This window comes from Thermodesulfobacteriota bacterium (genome assembly GCA_036397855.1).
In the GTDB taxonomy this organism is placed as follows: Bacteria; Desulfobacterota_D; UBA1144; order Nemesobacterales; family CSP1-2; genus DASWID01.
On sequence record DASWID010000143.1, the window covers coordinates 21,447 to 36,913 of the forward strand.

General features: G+C 45.9%; 18 protein-coding genes and 1 tRNA gene. 5 read left to right on the plus strand and 14 right to left on the minus strand.

Annotation, left to right across the window (positions count from 1 at the left end; genetic code table 11):
- Window positions 1-5: 5 nt before the first annotated feature.
- The 3 genes from VGA95_11835 to VGA95_11845 are packed head-to-tail and all read left to right on the plus strand — an operon-like array spanning window position 6 to window position 1,432.
- The gene (locus tag VGA95_11835) at window positions 6-329 is read left to right on the plus strand and encodes a YbaB/EbfC family nucleoid-associated protein (protein HEX9667228.1); all 324 of its coding nucleotides are present in this window, start codon (window positions 6-8) and stop codon (window positions 327-329) included.
- 2 nt (window positions 330-331) lie between these two features.
- Window positions 332-934 (plus strand): recombination mediator RecR, encoded by a 603-nt coding sequence (gene recR, locus VGA95_11840; protein HEX9667229.1) that lies wholly within the window; start codon window positions 332-334, stop codon window positions 932-934.
- 51 nt (window positions 935-985) lie between these two features.
- Window positions 986-1,432: a MaoC/PaaZ C-terminal domain-containing protein gene (locus VGA95_11845; protein ID HEX9667230.1), complete on the plus strand. Its 447-nt coding sequence runs from the start codon at window positions 986-988 to the stop codon at window positions 1,430-1,432.
- Between the two features lie 13 nt (window positions 1,433-1,445).
- Here VGA95_11845 and VGA95_11850 read toward each other — a convergent pair whose 3' ends face one another.
- The 5 genes from VGA95_11850 to VGA95_11870 form a co-directional block, all read right to left on the minus strand.
- The gene (locus VGA95_11850) at window positions 1,446-1,622 is read right to left on the minus strand and encodes a hypothetical protein (GenBank protein HEX9667231.1); all 177 of its coding nucleotides are present in this window, start codon (window positions 1,620-1,622) and stop codon (window positions 1,446-1,448) included.
- 83 nt (window positions 1,623-1,705) lie between these two features.
- Entirely contained in the window at window positions 1,706-1,993 is a 288-nt protein-coding gene (locus VGA95_11855; GenBank protein HEX9667232.1) for a carbon starvation CstA 5TM domain-containing protein, read from the minus strand.
- A gap of 37 nt (window positions 1,994-2,030) precedes the next feature.
- On the minus strand, window positions 2,031-2,273 hold the full coding sequence (locus VGA95_11860; GenBank protein HEX9667233.1) for a carbon starvation CstA family protein: 243 nt from the start codon (window positions 2,271-2,273) through the stop codon (window positions 2,031-2,033).
- Between the two features lie 30 nt (window positions 2,274-2,303).
- Window positions 2,304-3,683 (minus strand): sigma-54 dependent transcriptional regulator, encoded by a 1,380-nt coding sequence (locus VGA95_11865; GenBank protein HEX9667234.1) that lies wholly within the window; start codon window positions 3,681-3,683, stop codon window positions 2,304-2,306.
- A gap of 76 nt (window positions 3,684-3,759) precedes the next feature.
- A complete protein-coding gene (locus VGA95_11870; protein ID HEX9667235.1) occupies window positions 3,760-5,100 on the minus strand; it encodes an ATP-binding protein in 1,341 nt (446 codons plus the stop codon).
- 285 nt (window positions 5,101-5,385) lie between these two features.
- On the opposite strand from VGA95_11870, the gene VGA95_11875 reads away from it, so the two are divergent.
- Window positions 5,386-5,553 carry a hypothetical protein gene (locus tag VGA95_11875; GenBank protein HEX9667236.1) on the plus strand — a complete coding sequence of 56 codons (168 nt, stop codon included), beginning with the start codon at window positions 5,386-5,388 and terminating at the stop codon, window positions 5,551-5,553.
- A gap of 223 nt (window positions 5,554-5,776) precedes the next feature.
- Here VGA95_11875 and VGA95_11880 read toward each other — a convergent pair whose 3' ends face one another.
- Window positions 5,777-6,142 carry a hypothetical protein gene (locus VGA95_11880; protein ID HEX9667237.1) on the minus strand — a complete coding sequence of 122 codons (366 nt, stop codon included), beginning with the start codon at window positions 6,140-6,142 and terminating at the stop codon, window positions 5,777-5,779.
- 986 nt (window positions 6,143-7,128) lie between these two features.
- On the opposite strand from VGA95_11880, the gene VGA95_11885 reads away from it, so the two are divergent.
- Entirely contained in the window at window positions 7,129-7,428 is a 300-nt protein-coding gene (locus tag VGA95_11885; protein ID HEX9667238.1) for a hypothetical protein, read from the plus strand.
- 270 nt (window positions 7,429-7,698) lie between these two features.
- Here the strand turns inward: VGA95_11885 and VGA95_11890 are convergent, their stop codons facing one another.
- The 8 genes from VGA95_11890 to VGA95_11925 form a co-directional block, all read right to left on the minus strand.
- The gene (locus VGA95_11890; GenBank protein HEX9667239.1) at window positions 7,699-8,532 is read right to left on the minus strand and encodes a nickel-binding protein; all 834 of its coding nucleotides are present in this window, start codon (window positions 8,530-8,532) and stop codon (window positions 7,699-7,701) included.
- Between the two features lie 448 nt (window positions 8,533-8,980).
- Window positions 8,981-9,916, minus strand: coding sequence for a glycosidase (locus VGA95_11895; GenBank protein ID HEX9667240.1), 936 nt, complete (start codon window positions 9,914-9,916; stop codon window positions 8,981-8,983).
- A complete protein-coding gene (locus tag VGA95_11900; GenBank protein HEX9667241.1) occupies window positions 9,913-12,201 on the minus strand; it encodes a glycosyltransferase in 2,289 nt (762 codons plus the stop codon). The genes VGA95_11895 and VGA95_11900 overlap by 4 nt, the downstream gene beginning before the upstream one ends.
- 592 nt (window positions 12,202-12,793) lie before the next feature.
- Window positions 12,794-12,870, minus strand: a tRNA-Pro gene (locus VGA95_11905).
- A gap of 218 nt (window positions 12,871-13,088) precedes the next feature.
- On the minus strand, window positions 13,089-13,394 hold the full coding sequence (locus VGA95_11910; protein ID HEX9667242.1) for a hypothetical protein: 306 nt from the start codon (window positions 13,392-13,394) through the stop codon (window positions 13,089-13,091).
- A gap of 40 nt (window positions 13,395-13,434) precedes the next feature.
- A complete protein-coding gene (locus tag VGA95_11915; protein ID HEX9667243.1) occupies window positions 13,435-13,932 on the minus strand; it encodes a pentapeptide repeat-containing protein in 498 nt (165 codons plus the stop codon).
- A gap of 105 nt (window positions 13,933-14,037) precedes the next feature.
- Entirely contained in the window at window positions 14,038-14,664 is a 627-nt protein-coding gene (locus VGA95_11920) for an MBL fold metallo-hydrolase (protein ID HEX9667244.1), read from the minus strand.
- 103 nt (window positions 14,665-14,767) lie between these two features.
- Window positions 14,768-15,467, minus strand: a 700-nt coding sequence (locus VGA95_11925; GenBank protein HEX9667245.1) for an acetoacetate decarboxylase family protein, incomplete at its 5' end; no start/stop codon positions are given.

A 15,467-nucleotide genomic window follows, 5' to 3' on the forward strand; every position in this document is an offset into this window, starting at 1 on the left:
GTTATATGAAATTCGGTGGGAACATCAAGAATATGCTAAAGCAAGCCGAGAAGGTAAAAGAGCAGATGGAAAAGTTACAGGCTGAAGCTGGAGAAAGGGTTGTTGAGGCATCGGCAGGTGGGGGAATGGTAACTGCTGTCGCCAAAGCCAATGGCGAGGTACTCTCAATAAAGATCGAACCAACAATCTTACAGGAAGGTGATATCGAGATGCTCCAAGATTTAATAACTGCGGCTGTAAATGAGGCTCTAAATAGAGGAAGGGAGATCATGAAAGAGGAACTAGCCAAGGCAGCGACAGGTTTTGGTCTGCCCCCTGGTCTTATTTGAAAATGCATTACGGTTTGCCAGATCCAATCTCCAGGCTTATTGAATCCCTATCTAAACTTCCAGGAATCGGTGAAAAGAACGCTACGAGGTTAGCCTTTCATCTGCTGAGGTCTCCCCAGGAATTTGCTGAAGGCATAGCAAAAGCCATCGTGGATGCTAAAAGGCAGGTTTCTACCTGCCCGATTTGCTTCAGTTTTATGGCTGGTGATAATTGCTCAATTTGCACAGATCACGAAAGAGATAAATCTGTGATCTGCGTTGTCGAAGAACCTTTTGACCTTCTCGCAATCGAACGAAGCAGGGAGCACAGGGGCAAGTACCATGTGTTAAATGGCGTTATATCTCCAATAGAGGGTGTGGGACCCGACGATTTAAAGATCAAAGAACTCATTAATAGACTGAAGACAGAACCAATTACTGAAGTAATAATAGCCACAAACCCGAGTGTCGAAGGAGAGGCCACGGCCCTATACCTTGCAAAAATAATAAAGCCTCTTGGAATTGAAGTAACTAGAATTGCCCATGGAATCCCAGTTGGCGGTGATATAGAATATGTTGACGAGATCACCCTGGGAAGGGCCCTGAAGGATAGAAAGAAAATTTAAGTTCACAATAAAGCCTGAAATTTAAATTGAGACTATGAGGTGCCAAACATCATGAGAATAGGCAGGGCGTTTAATGAGTTGAAAATCGGGGAGAAATTTTCAGAGAGTATTACTATCACGGAGGCCCATATCGTCAAAGCTGCAGGCCTATTTAGGGACTTTAATTCACTTCACACAAACGAACCAGGCATGAGAAAATCAAGATTCGGAAAACGAATTCTCCATGGAGCGCTCACGTTCAGCTTCATGGTCGGGGTTTATAGCAACATATTTCACGATACCGATATATCAACGGTCGAAGCCTCTATAAAGTTCACTTCACCCATCTACATTAACGATACAATTCACATGGAATGGGAAGTGAAGAGGCTCGAAGAAAAACCGAAGATCGATGGTGGACTTGTCGATCTATCAGGGGAGGTGAAAAATCAAGACGGCATTATAGCCGCCACAACCGAGGCGAGAATTCTTGTCTCAAATAAAACAATATTTGAGTAAGAATAAGACTTTTTTAATCTATTTCAGGCAATTTCGCAATTATACCTTCTGAGTTTCTTTGCCTATTGTAATCAAACGAAGCTTCCAGTATCAGCCAGACGGCCAGTGCCAGTATGATAGCCGATAGCACCAATAACAAGGGATTATAAGCAAATTCCTTAAAGTTCAGAATCATAGATCCAGTAGTCATGAGGATCAGGAGCACCATAGGAATTAACGTATAAATAACAGGGCTTCCTGTTTTCCAAAGGAAGATTGTTGCAGCAAGAAGGGTCAGACCCCGACGAGCTGGTTGGTAGCCCCAAAGAGGGGCCAGAGAAAAAATCCGCCAGAACCGGGCCCTTGACCAGGGGCTTCTGCAAGTATTGCCAATAAAAGACCCGGTACTACCGCCAAAGCCGCACCCACATATCTGCTTTCTAAGATTCTTACGTTATAAGCAGATCCTAGTTCGCTTATTATCAACCTCTGTATTCTAGCTGCGGTATCAAGTGAGGTAGCGGCAAAGCTAATGATTAGCACGCTTATCAAGGTGCTGCCTATCAGGTCAGGAATCTTCAACGCCTGTAAGAAACTCTAAGCTCCAATAACGAAGTTACTAAGACCACCGCTGCTTGCAGCTTGCCAGGAATCGTAGTGCTCCAGCTATAGAGGCGAAGTGGTGACCAAAGAGCACGTGTTTATTTGTCGGCACAAAGCCCAAGTCGTCTTTGAGCTCATGAGATGGGGTTAATTCATCATCTGAAACTTGAAACACCCTTCTTGAGATATATCTCGAATAGAAGCGATATCCAAAAAAATATAGTATCAGCACCACTACAGCAACTACTGCCGAGTTCATGTGTGTTCTCCGGTCCGATTATTTGTTTATTTATTCGAGGAGTCGCATTTTTTTCATTCTATACCTGAGGACTTCTCTGGTGACTCCTAGCTTTTCGGCGGTCCTCGTCTGATTCCAATCATTCATTGTCAACGCTTCCAGTATAACCTTTTCCTCTATCTTTGAAAGTGACATATCATTTAAAGACATCTCAACTACTATTTTTTCCTCCGCTTCGTCAAATTTCACATCGCTCTCAATTTGCCCCTCAAGCTTTATATAATTTGGATTCAGGACAACACCATCACTGAGAAGAACCGCTCTCTCTATCGTACTTCTAAGCTCCCTAACATTACCTGGCCATGCGTAGTTTAAGAATTCCCCTCTTACCCCTTCAGGCACTACCTTAATATTTTTATGAAGTTCATTATTAAAATATTCTACAAAATAGTCCGCGAGCATTGGGATATCGTCTCTCCTCGATCTTAATGGTGGCATCTCAAAACTTATAACATTTAGACGGTGATACAAATCTTCCCTGAAAAGCTTTTTGCTCACAAGTTCTTTTAGAGAACGGTTAGTGGCAGCAATTATCCTCACATCTACACTAATATCCCTCGTACCTCCGATTCTCCTGAATGTTCGTTCCTCAATTACCTTTACAAGCTTTGCCTGAGTTGACAAGCTCATATCTGCGATTTCATCGAGGAAAATCGTTCCCCCATCAGTGAGCTCAAAAATGCCCTTTTTCATTTTCTTCGCATCGGTAAATGCTCCAGCTTCGTGTCCGAAAAGTTCTGTTTCGAGGAGTGTATCTGGTATGGCTGCACAATTTAATTCCAATATAGGTTTTTGTGCTCTCACTCCATTAAAATGTAGTACCCTCGCGGCAAGACCCTTTCCCGTTCCACTTTCTCCCGTAATAAGAATCATTCGAGGGTCCGTATTGACTAATTTTAATAACAACTGGGTAATCTCTTTAATCGCGTCGCTCTCGCCCACAAAGGAATTCAATTCATACTTCAACTGCTCCCTCATAGTCACAGCGCTCAGATTGCTTTTTAGTACGTGAGCACTTAGAGCATTACGAACCATTATTCTTAGCTTATCAACTGAAAAGGGCTTTTCTATAAAATCATATGCGCCCTTTTTAATGGCCGCCACCGCAACTTCAATATTGCCATGCGCTGTCATCATTATAGTGTTAGGTACTGGCTCAAGACCGGTAAGATAGCCAAGAACCTCAAGACCATCCACATCGGGAAGTCTTAGGTCTAGCAGAACCACATCCGGATTTTCTCTTATCGCAATCCCAATCCCATCTTTTCCAGTATAGGCAGTAACAACTTCGTGCCCTTCTTGAGACAGAGCCTTTTCTAGCTGTTTGCACAATAGCCTTTCGTCATCGATTATTAAAACAAGATCGGACAATATTCGCTCCTAAGGTGCGTAAATCAATATCATTTATCTTCAAATCAGAGTTGCGAGTGTCTTAATCAATCAAGATTCAAGCCTTTAAGTCTGATGGAATCAATATAGTAAAGGTCGTTCCCTCTTCTTTGTCACTTGAAACCCGGATCTTCCCCTTATGGATTTCAACTATATTATTAGTAATTGAAAGTCCAAGTCCTGTCCCCATCTTTTTTGTTGAGTAATACGGGCGAAAAATTTTATCCATATCTTCCTCGGAAATACCTGATCCCGTGTCAGACACGCTTATCCTTATGTAGCCATTGGATGATGCTGTTTCAATGGTCAATTTCGCTGGGAACCCATTAATCGCCTCAACCCCGTTTATTAATAGGTTCAGTACTACCTGCTCTATCTGTTCGTAATCTACGAAGAAAAGCTCACCGCACTCTAGCCTTTTCTCAATGACTATGCTCTTCTCCCGGGCCTTGAAACTAACCAGGCTGAGTGCCCTTTCCACAATCTCATTTGGAGAGCATTCAATGAGATTCAACTCGCTGGGACGCCCAAGCTTTAGCAGTTCCCTTATTATGCGATCCAACCTGTCTATTTCCTTTAAAATATCAGCGCAAGTTTGTTTATGTTCAGGGTTTTTTGTATCATCCCTCATTATCTCGAGTGCTATTGCAATCCCAGAAAGCGGGTTTCTGACCTCGTGTGCTATTCCTGTAGCAAGCTCGCCGATAGTAGCAAGCTTCTCAGATTTTATGAGCTCCTCTTGCTTTTCCCTTATCTCCTTAGTCGATACTTCTATCCTCTCCTCTAGAACTTCATTAAATTTTACGATAGATTGGAGTAGCTTTAGATTTTCCTCGTTTTTCTTTTCAAGCTCATTTTTGTTCTGTTCAATGTTCATGAGCATGTTGTTAAACGCGTTAATGAGAGCGGAGATTTCAACACTTCCCATCAGACTTTTTACCCGGTAAGAATAATCCCCTGAAGCAACGGCCTTCGCAGCATTGACCAGGAGAAATATCGGCCTTGTTATTATCCTAGGAACAATCAACGTAAGAAGGCCTCCAAATAGCAAGGCTATTCCCACCATCGTAAAGATATTGATGTAAGCCAGCTTTAGCTGATCATCTGAAATTTTTATTGCGTCCATCAACATTTGCTTTGCCAGATATCCCTGGGAGCTATCTTGATCATAAGCGAAAAGGCTCGACAGGGTTTTGTATCGTCCTTCGATATTTGAAGCCGCCTTACTGAGTTTGTATATACTAAATATTGAAAATCCCCCTATCAGCAACATGAGAATCAACATCGTTGCGAAACCTATCGTTATCTGTCTGTTTAACTTCAACGCAGACATTCTATCCCTGATATGCCTAGAAAGACCCAAACGGACCTTGGGCTTTACAAAATCCTTAAATTTCATGACGCAATTCCTGTGCCATCTTTAATAGTGAATATATTAAACAATATTTCCAATTTACCTAATAAATTATAGACCTCTAAAAAGAACTGTGTAACTTTACACAGTAAAGACTGTGTACTTTCCCACAATTGTTAAGATAAATCTATATTTTAACACGTATCCGTCAGAAACGAATAAAAATATTTAGTAAAGTGGATTTGGCATTATGTTTGCACTCATAAATTTCAAGATTCCTAAAAAAGGCTTTCATCAGGATTCCCTCGGGACCTAGGAGGTGAATAGTACATGAGATTTTGGATGCTGATACTGGGCATTGCGATGGTTTCTGTCTTTAGCGATCTAAGTAGTGCCATTTCAAAATATGGAACTACAATCGCTGCAGCTCAAGAGACTGAACCTGCTTCTACTCCTACTCCTACACCAGCTCCTGAAACGGAAAGTTATCTTAGATAACTGGAGTAGAAAAAGCCGAAGCTGAAGTCATCGGAACGGGGCAAAACAAAGCTAAGGCAAAATTTAAAAAATAAGAGGGAATACAATAAACTCCCTCTTATTTTAGCCAACTTTATCGCTCCCATGGAATATAATGCGCTGCAATACTCGCAAACTGAGAATTATTCTAACTCAATTAAATCTTATTTTTGTAAACAGAAACCGATTAATACTTTAGGACTTGCTATTGGTTCAATCTTTTTAAAAAGAAACGGTAAGTCCACCAAGCCATCCTTGAACCCTTTACTCTAACTTCAATCGGATGATAAACGAGGTAAGCGCAATCAGCCCTCTCACCCTCTGTACAATCCAGGAAAGAACCCTGAACTATAAATATTTCAGTACCCGGTTCGGTTGTAAAACAATCGCCACTTGCGTACACCTTATTCAGTGCTTCACTGTCACCGTCATCGACATATCTCTCGGCTTCGAGTAGAAGACGGTCGTTTTTACACGCATAAAACCCATCACTAGTAACAATTTTACTCATTTCTGCCAGAGCCAGGCTTGGCAAAAGAAAGACTATTGCAAAAAATAAAAGATTCTTCATTGATTTGTGGAATAATCCAGCACAAATTTTAACAGAAAATCCTAAAACTACATAATAACATAACGAAGTCATTTAAAATTTCTTATCCTTTTAATTCCATTACCGCGATCTTGGGCGGTGGTCTTGGTTAAGTAAATCTTATTCTCACTGAGAATATAACGACTCTACCACTTTAGATGTTACATAATTCGGGGACAGTCTCTTAGATCTTAAATGAACGGTGCTGCATGGGGTTGCTCTCGATAATTGACAAACCTTGAAACAAAGCGCTGGAAATCAAAGAATTAAGTCACTTGACTTATATGAAATAATAAGAGCCCTAGGATCTTATCCCCCATGGAGGTGGCAGCATTTGAGGTATGGAGAGATACCTAGGGCCCTAACTTATGATGGGGTATCGTTCAATAATGTTTAACCAAGATTTAATCTTTTTGTTTCGGATCTCAGATGATTTATGTGCCGCAAAAATTAGAATAAAGAGAATAAAGGAGTGCGTCCCTCATATGTAATGAAATCGTGGTTATTAAAGTTTAGGTCAGTCGATCGGGAAAACGAAAGCTAATAATATACTTCCAGAGGGGAATTAACAACAAATTAACTTAACTTTCGTTCTAACTTAACTATACCCCTATATCCTGATTGAAGGTTATTGCCACATTCTCCTCACTGTGTTACCCAGAGACTTCTTAGATAGGGGGAGTCTCTGGGTCCCCTTATTTGTACTTATTGACTAAAATCCTCCGGAAAAGATTTCAGAACCTTTTTACCTGAAGCAGGGGTGTCAAAAACCACAAAAGATTTGCGAGTCCCCTATTCTTTCCTTTCTTTGTATTTTCTTTTCTCGTTCAAATTATGTTAATCTCTCTGTAATTATACGTCCTAATAGTCGTATAACATAACATCATTTCGGAGGATCGCTGGTCGGGCATCCCCGAAAAATACAATGGGAATAAATTTATTGTGTAGATAAAAAAGGAGGACTTTTTATGGCAACAAGGACAATATATGGCCAAGTCGAATCTAACGGCAATGTGCTGGCGGGAGCGGGTTTTCAAAGTTCTAGAGTCAGCACTGGTGTGTACACGATCGACTTTACCCAGGATTTTACAAGTGGTCCTGCGGTAAATGTAACGCCCATTGGATATGACAATAACCCTTGGTATATAAGACACGTGTTTATAAAGGAGCCAAGCAGCGGGCAGTGTATTGTGTACCTATTCGACACATCTTCGCCACCTGTACCCTCGGACAACAGATTCAATTTCATTGCAATTGGAGAAGATTAGGCACGGATTTCTCTTATTCGCAAGCGCACAGTTCAATTAATTCAGATAGTGGGATGGTGGGATTAGAAAATGGGGACAGATGTCCCTATTTTCAAGAGCCTGCGTCACATCCATCTGCGATTGCAACTCCTTGAGCGCCTAACGGTGCCGTTCAGTTGCGCCGCGAAGCGCAGTGCGGCGGCGGCAACTGCAACACCGGGTTAGCCCTCCCACAATAATGGGAAAGACAGCCCCTGACGCTTAAGCCAACGGACCGTATGCAATGCTATTCTATGCTTCCTGCCACTTGACCGCATATGTTTGCACTGGATGATCGAAGCCTTTTGGTGTTATTTGGCCTACATCAGAAAACAGTGACTTCTCGCCGTGATATTGATCTAGCACGACTTGTGCAACCAAAATCTGGCCGGGTTCAGCATGGGCGCAGGTGCGAGCCGCGAGCTGGACAGTTGCCCCAAACAAATCGTTATCTTCTTCAACGGGCTCACCCGCGCTCAAGCCAATTCGTACATACATGGATGTTTCAGGATTTGCCACGTTGTAAGCCGCAAACGCCTTCTGAATGGCGATGGCACACTGGATCGCGTTAGGGATAGCAACAAAGGAGACCATTAGTCCATCGCCAGTATGCTTGACTTCGCGACCATTGTGGTCTCTGATGGCGTTGCGCGTCATGGCATTGTGAACATGGAGCAAATGCAAAGCCTTTGCATCCCCTAGTCGCGCTGTCATAGCCGAAGAGTCCATTAAGTCAGTAAACATGATGACACGAAAGGCAGGTTCACGCAGTAGTTCCGCTGTACCCCCGGTACTTTCAGTGGGTACAGGGTCCTTAATTCGGCCCAAGAACGCATCCACAACCATCGGATCGACCTCGATGATTTCATTGGGAACCAGTCCGTGCGCTCGGGCGTGCGTTTTCTGAACTGCTTCTTTGTTTGGAGCGGTTACGAGACAAAAGGCCGTACAACGCGCCTCGTCGAACCAGTACGTCAGAAAATTGACGCCATACTCGGCTTGAATCTCAAGGTCTTTTTCGTGAGCGTGAGCAACTGCGTGCCGAGTGGCACCTTCAACATAGTGACGATCCATATAGATTGGCATTCTTGCCTCCAGATTCCGCCTGTGCCGGCCTGCTGTGACTGCAACGACCGGGCTAACTAATAATTAGGCTGCAAAAAATGCAGAATAATTCTGCAATAGGGGTGTTATAGTGCAAATCGCGGTTCTAATTGATACTACGATAAATGTAATTTCTAGTCAATAGGAAAGTATGGAAGATGGAAAGTATGGAAGAACCAAAAAAGAGGCTTCTTGTCCTCGTACGTGAAGCTATACGGCGAAAACATTATTCAGAGCGCACTGAGGAAGCCCACATCTACTGGGACAAAAATAAAATGACAATAATAAAACAGGGACAAAATAAAACAAGGACAGACAGATGTCCCTTTTTTCATTTTATCATCCTCTTCCATTGAAAAGTTAATTAGAAGCTCGATTGATTAGGTAGACTTAACTGTCCCGATACACCTTGGATTTCCGGTCATTGACCTTATACATCAAGCCAATCAAGAATGGCAAGAATACTGCCAGTTGCTAGGGCAATGCTCGTGTCCGCCGCGCCATAATACAGGTGGAGGGTGTCGCCATCGGGGGCAATGGTGTAGCCACAGGGAAAGACAACGTTGTCCACATCCCCGCGTTGCTCGTAAGGTTCTTCCGGGCCAAAGACCCATTCGTTGCTGCGCTTTAGGCACCGCTCCGGTGTGTGCAAATCAAAGAGAGCTAGTCCTAGTCGGTAAATAGAGCCGGCCGCGTTGTGCCGCACACCGTGGTAAATCACCAACCAACCCTGCGAGGTTTCAATGGGCGGGGACGAGAGGCCGATTTTATTCGCATCCCACCACCCACCGAGCCGGGCTTCCAGCATCAGTTTGTGGCTGCCCCAGTGGCGCAGGTCGGGCGAATAGGACATCCACATGTGCGCGCCGAGATAACTGACAGGGCGATGGATCAAAGCCCAATAGCCGCCAATCCGATGGGGAAACAGAGCCGCATCTTTGTCTTCTGGTGACATGATCATGCCGTAGCGCTCGAAGTGGTGAAAATCTTCCGTGAGCGCCAGGGACACTCCCGGGCCGCCGCGGGTGTAGGCAGTATATACGATGGCATACTTGCTTAATTCAGGGACGTAGGTGATACGTGGGTCCTCAATGCCCCAAAGTTCTTCTGGAAACTGCTCGGGATCTGCCAATAGGGTGGGCTGGGGGTCAATCTGCCAGTCATCCACACCATTGGCGGAGCGGGCAACACAAAAGTGGGAATGCCCGCGCCGATCCTCTACGCGGCAAAGTAGCAGGGTGGTTCCATCTGGTAGCAAGATGGCGCCGGGGTTAAACACGCTATTGACCGGATAGGGCCAATCGGTGGCGGTCAAGATGGGATTGAGTTTATAACGGCGAAAGAGTTCGGGGTGTTGATTGCTCATTGAGATCGTGCCTCCACGGATAGAAGAGTATTCTCAGCTAGTCGCAGCTCTAGCAAGGCCTGGAGAAATGCCAGCGTAGACTCCGCGCCCTGATTCTCGTTCGGGCGGTCGGGATGCAGACCGTCGCGACAACCGCCCGTTGTCGGGTCGTAGATGGGAAGGTTCAAGTCGTTTCGCCCGAGGAACCACTCGAAGGCGCGTCGGGCTTCCTTGCGCCAGCGATTGTCTCCCGTGACCCGGTATGCTTCGAGGCAGGCGGAGACCATGGCTTGAGCCTCCACCGGCTGTTGATCGAACCGGTCACGCTCACCGCCCCGCTGATAAAAGCCGTTGGATCCAATGGGGACAAAATGACCCCCTTCCGCATCAGCGCGCTGCAAGTCGGCCAGCCAACTGAGCGACTCAAGTCCGGCCTCGGTCATGGCGTTATTCGGTATGGATTGCCCACACATGAGTAGAGCATGTGGGAGAACGGCGTTGCAATAGGTTAGCCCGTCTTCGTACCAGCGCCATTCATCCAAGCGGTGGCTTTGATACAACGTCAACAGCCGTCCACCCAATTCCTCCAGGGCCTGGTTTGCCCTGCGGTCACCGGCAAACCGGCGAAGATACTCGTGGATGCCTATGAGGGCGAAAGCCCAGGCCCGTGGGCTGGTCGTGCCGCGAATGGCGGGCAATGCCTGCTCGAACAACCGGCCAGCCATACTCTGCAGTGCCGGCGTGTTAGAACGGCCCAACATGATGCCCAACGCCCATAACGTGCGACCGTGGCAATCGTCCGAACCGTTATCTTCTAGCCAGTGACGCTGGTAATCCATAAAGTTGCGAAAGCGTCCGCTCTCCACATTGAAGGCATACCAGATGAAGGCGAGATAACGGGAAGCCAGTTCTAAGGCCTCGCCATAGCCCAGTTCCTCCAGCAGAACACTCACCATCAGCGCGCGGGCGTTGTCGTCGGTGGTGTAGCCCTCACGATAGTCGGGCACCGTGAACAGGGCGTGCTGCAACATACCGGTCTCGTCGGTCATGTGGCGCAAGTGATCGAGTTTGAGGGGCGGTAATTCGCCCGGCCGTTTGTCGAGTGGTTTGACCGCAAAGCCGAGCGGAGTGAAATGTCGGCGTTCGGCGCGGGCGCGTTCAAAACTGTCCATGTAGCGACGCGCCACCTCTGGCCAGATCATCGCCCGCCCAAACAGATAAGCCCGCTTGCGCATGGCGTGGCGCTTGGACTCGTTGTCCAACAAGTCAATCACTTGCTCGGCCAATGCCGTCGGATCGCGGAATGGCACTAGTGCTCCCCGCTCTTCGGCAAGCATCTCTTCCGCATACCAATATGGCGTCGAAATCACTGCCTTGCCCGCCCCCAGGGTGTAGGCAAGTGTGCCCGAGCTGATCTGCGCCGCGTTGAGATAGGGCGTGATGTAAATGTCCGCGGCGCCGATGAACTCGACGAGTTCCTCCAAACTGACAAATCGGTTGTAGAAGATCACGTTACCCTCCACGCCTTTTTCTTGAGCCATCCATTGCAGTGACAACCGATACGTTTCGCCTTCGTGTTGGATCACGTGGGGATGGGTCGCGCCGAGGATGATGTACACCACGTTCGGATAGCGGGCCACAATGCTGGGCAGCGCGGCGATGACATTCTCGATCCCTTTGTTCGCCGAGAGCAATCCAAAACTGAGTAAGACAATTTTACCTTCGACGCCAAACAGGTCTTTGTGAAAACTCGGGTCCACAAAGGGCACATCGGGGATGCCGTGTGGGATCTGATCAATCTTCTCCGGAGACACACCGTAGACCTCTTGCAAGAATTCCGCGCCGCGCTCGCTCATGACGACCAATCGATCTGACAATGCCGCGACTTCTTCCAACACACGGCGTTGATCGGGGTCGGGGTCGCGCAGAATGGTGTGCAAGGTGGTGACAATGGGCATGCGCAATTCACACAAGAGGGACAGGATGTGACTGCCCGCTCGCCCGCCGAAGATGCCATATTCGTGTTGCAGGCACACCAGGTCTACATTGTTGATATTCAGGAAGTCAGCGGCGCGGCGATACGACTCAATATCCTTTTCCGTCAGCTCAAATCGAACACGAGGCGGATAGGCGTAACCGCCTTCGATGTCGTTGACGGGCAGGGCAATGCACGTTGTTCCACCATATTCGGTAGCGATGGCCTCACACAAGTCGGTGTTAAACGTGGCGATCCCGCACTGGCGCGGCAAGTAGTTGCCTATGAATGCAATGCGGTTGATTGTTGAATTGGTTGAGCTGTGTTCCATGACAACATCTCCTTCCTGGCAACCCCCTTATTTTGTGGCCTTTTGGTTAATTAACACAAAGAGGCGGTTACTCTGGTGACCCCCTACGCCATACCCGGAAAGGATTGGGACCGACTGTTTTCTGTTTGGATGGTGAGCTACCAGTGATTACCTTGTTAATTACTATACCAGACAGTTAGGATTAAGGCTACCGCGCTCTCCTCGCTTAATTTGCGTTAGCATAAAACTGAACTTATCTCTATCCGGGGCGTTGAAAACGGCCTCCTCCACGAAACAACCAGCCTTCGATAAAAGTCCTATCGTTCCGTTTGTAACCGTCCCAAAAGAGAGCAACTGCAAAGCCGCATGAACATATAAATGGATACACAACTCAACCACGCGATTACGTTTTTGCGCCGCATGTTTATTCATGTCTCGCACTTGTGCAGTTCTTGAAGTTTGAGAATATTGTTCGCCTGTCTGCACGCACCCGCCTTGGCTTTGCGCTGCTTTGACTTTGAAAGCGCATATCATGCGCATAAGCTGCGGCACGCTCAAAAATCGAGGCAACCCTCTTTTTGAAGTCGAGGTAACAGGGTGATGGTCATACCTTTGGTCGGGGTGGGCGGACTTGAACCGCCGACCTCTGCGTCCCGAACGCAGCGCTCTAGCCAACTGAGCCACACCCCGCAGTGTTGGAAAATTACGAATTCCAAATGACAAATTCCAATAAAGGTAACCTTAACTAATCCTACAAAGACCGTTTCAAAGTCACAAATTCCTAATAGCAAATTCCAACAGACTTAAAACGACAACAAGATTAGAATTAATATTTAACACTAGCCCCACGAATTTTCAAATATTAAATATGGTGGTCAAATTTCCGTAAATCTCCGATGGTCAGATTTCTAACACAACGGATGCTCAGGGGAGCCAGGAAACTCCTGGGGCAAAACCGGCTCGGGCTCAGGAACACCTGGGTTAGTTTCGGGCTCCAAGACCCCTATTCTTGTGATAGCGCGATAAACCGGGACAGGGATGTCCCACCTATCCGTCATTAGGGCACCCGATAGCCGGGGTTTTCCAACCCCGGATGTCACACGTAGCCCCTCACCCGATATGGTCGTGTTAAAAAAAACACCCCCATCCTCACCTTCCCCCTTTAATAAGGGGGAAGGGATAATTTCATCCTCATGTAACGAGAGTTCAATCATGCATGAGCTATCTTGGAGACATTTTATTTATGCCTTAAAGTTACGAACTAGCCCCTTCGTCTTCAAATGTCGATTCAGTCAGCAGGTGAGGATGACTCGCTTTAATTTGCTCCAGGAGATCTGAGTCCATCTTAGCGTCCGCTAATGTCTCCACGTTTGAGAGCTGTTTTAGAGTGAGGTTTTTAGTGTTTCTTAAATCAACACCTTTTAAATTCGCATTGCTCAGGTCCGCTTCAATAAGTATCGCATTAGCGAGATTAGCAGACTCAAGTTTAGTGCCAATTAAGTTAGCCCTGGTAAGGTTTGCACCAACAAGAATAGCACCGCTAAGATCTGCCTCGTTGAGATTGGTGCCCATGAGATTCGCGTCTGTCAGGTCGGCTTTGCTCAGAACGGCTCCCTTGAGAAAAGCCCCTCTCAAATTTGCCTTACTTAAGTTTGCCCCCTTTAGATTAGCTTTACTCAATGATGCCCAGTTGAGATCCGGGGTCAGAGTGGGATCTTTATGCCTCTCCCGGTTCCATACATCGGTACCCATTTTTATCAACTTTAGATGCTCACCGTTCGCCATAATATCAAAGGAAGCGATGAATGTCTCGTGCTTTAATCATTAATATTCTTCCACGATAAACAATCTCATTAATTAATTCCCAGGCTTCAAAATAACAGTTTTGCCTTCGAACAGATCCCTAAACCTTTGCGCGTCCGACTCGGAACCAACGATAGAGCCCCAATGCATTGGAATCGCTATCTTGGGTCTTAACACATTAGCGATTTCAGCAGCCTCATCCGCAGTCATAGTATATGTTCCACCTACAGGAAGCAAAGCAATATCAACGCTAAGCTTTTTCATCTCCTCTATGGCATCAGTATCGCCGGCATGGTAGATGCGCATTCCATCAACAGTAACTATATAACCGACCCAACCACTTGTCTTGGGGTGATAATTCTTTCCGATATTATACGATGGGACAGTCTCTATTCCGACTCCTTCAATTTCAATATTATCACCCGAACTAATTATCCTCACATCGCCGCTTAGTTTTGAGGCAGAATCCCTTGTTGCAACAATAACCGTGTCCTTGGTCTGAATCCTCCTCACATCATCGAGTGAAAGATGGTCGAAATGCGAATGTGTAATAAGGATCAAATTGGCTTTGTCTTTTTTGACCCTCCAGGGATCAAAATAAATTAACTTTCCATCAGCATCTAGTTTGAAACTTGCATGTCCAAGCCAGTAGATTTTAATTTTTTGGGTAACTTCAAACATGAATCAATAATTTTATCTGAATAAAAGAGGTGCTAAACCAGAAATTTGGCAAAGCTCCTTTTGTTTATTTTCATTAATAATTTCGAATTTACTTTGATTCAGTTTAAAACTCATTAATTACTTCGTACTTTGGATAAACAAAGCTCCCCTTCATCCAAACTGCCCATGTTGGATCTGCAAGTGGCTTCAGCCTATACAAAGGATTCTTTTCTGGAACCTTAAACGTTATCTTTGCATTTTCTGTTTTTACGGAACCACCATTATAGGGTATCGGGTATTTGACAACCTGGTTTATCTTCTTACCATCCTTTTCAGTCTGAATTAGACCAAAATAATTGAGATGACCGCCCCCGAAACCTCCAAGGGTGTCTCCTACATCCGCGGTTGCTTCGATAAACGGTTTTCCATCAACCGTTAAGACCGCTTTCAGCTTTCCGTTCTCAACAGTTGTCGTTGTATTTCCAGCCCGGGCTGGTATTCCGACCTTTTTGGTAAATTCACGCATCGAGGGTGAGCTATTAAAATAATACACAAAGTATCTTCCGGGATAACCGGTAGGCTGACCCATGTTATAGCCATCCTGACCCTTGAGTTCAACAGTCAGATACGTAAGTGTATACGCGCCGAAACCCGAGGTTTGGTTTGGATCAGGAACGGTGTACATATTTATAACCACTTGATTTTCTGGGTTTGGCTCCAATCCCTTAGGAAGAAGTGATTTTAGAACCACGGGATCAGCTTTATAAGCGGCGATAAACATCCACGCATCTGTGACTAACTGCGGAGGTGGCAGTGTTTTTCCC

Bases quoted from the DNA above. Each gene is read 5' to 3' on its own strand.
- VGA95_11845 (HEX9667230.1), top strand. From the start codon at position 986: ATGAGAATAGGCAGGGCGTTTAATGAGTTGAAAATCGGGGAGAAATTT.
- VGA95_11900 (HEX9667241.1), bottom strand. From the start codon at position 12,201: ATGGAACACAGCTCAACCAATTCAACAATCAACCGCATTGCATTCATA.
- VGA95_11860 (HEX9667233.1), bottom strand. From the start codon at position 2,273: ATGAACTCGGCAGTAGTTGCTGTAGTGGTGCTGATACTATATTTTTTT.
- VGA95_11885 (HEX9667238.1), top strand. From the start codon at position 7,129: ATGGCAACAAGGACAATATATGGCCAAGTCGAATCTAACGGCAATGTG.
- VGA95_11910 (HEX9667242.1), bottom strand. From the start codon at position 13,394: ATGATTGAACTCTCGTTACATGAGGATGAAATTATCCCTTCCCCCTTA.
- VGA95_11870 (HEX9667235.1), bottom strand. From the start codon at position 5,100: ATGAAATTTAAGGATTTTGTAAAGCCCAAGGTCCGTTTGGGTCTTTCT.
- VGA95_11895 (HEX9667240.1), bottom strand. From the start codon at position 9,916: ATGAGCAATCAACACCCCGAACTCTTTCGCCGTTATAAACTCAATCCC.
- VGA95_11850 (HEX9667231.1), bottom strand. From the start codon at position 1,622: ATGACTACTGGATCTATGATTCTGAACTTTAAGGAATTTGCTTATAAT.
- VGA95_11890 (HEX9667239.1), bottom strand. From the start codon at position 8,532: ATGCCAATCTATATGGATCGTCACTATGTTGAAGGTGCCACTCGGCAC.
- VGA95_11875 (HEX9667236.1), top strand. From the start codon at position 5,386: ATGAGATTTTGGATGCTGATACTGGGCATTGCGATGGTTTCTGTCTTT.
- VGA95_11915 (HEX9667243.1), bottom strand. From the start codon at position 13,932: ATGGGTACCGATGTATGGAACCGGGAGAGGCATAAAGATCCCACTCTG.
- recR (HEX9667229.1), top strand. From the start codon at position 332: ATGCATTACGGTTTGCCAGATCCAATCTCCAGGCTTATTGAATCCCTA.
- VGA95_11920 (HEX9667244.1), bottom strand. From the start codon at position 14,664: ATGTTTGAAGTTACCCAAAAAATTAAAATCTACTGGCTTGGACATGCA.
- VGA95_11880 (HEX9667237.1), bottom strand. From the start codon at position 6,142: ATGAAGAATCTTTTATTTTTTGCAATAGTCTTTCTTTTGCCAAGCCTG.
- VGA95_11835 (HEX9667228.1), top strand. From the start codon at position 6: ATGAAATTCGGTGGGAACATCAAGAATATGCTAAAGCAAGCCGAGAAG.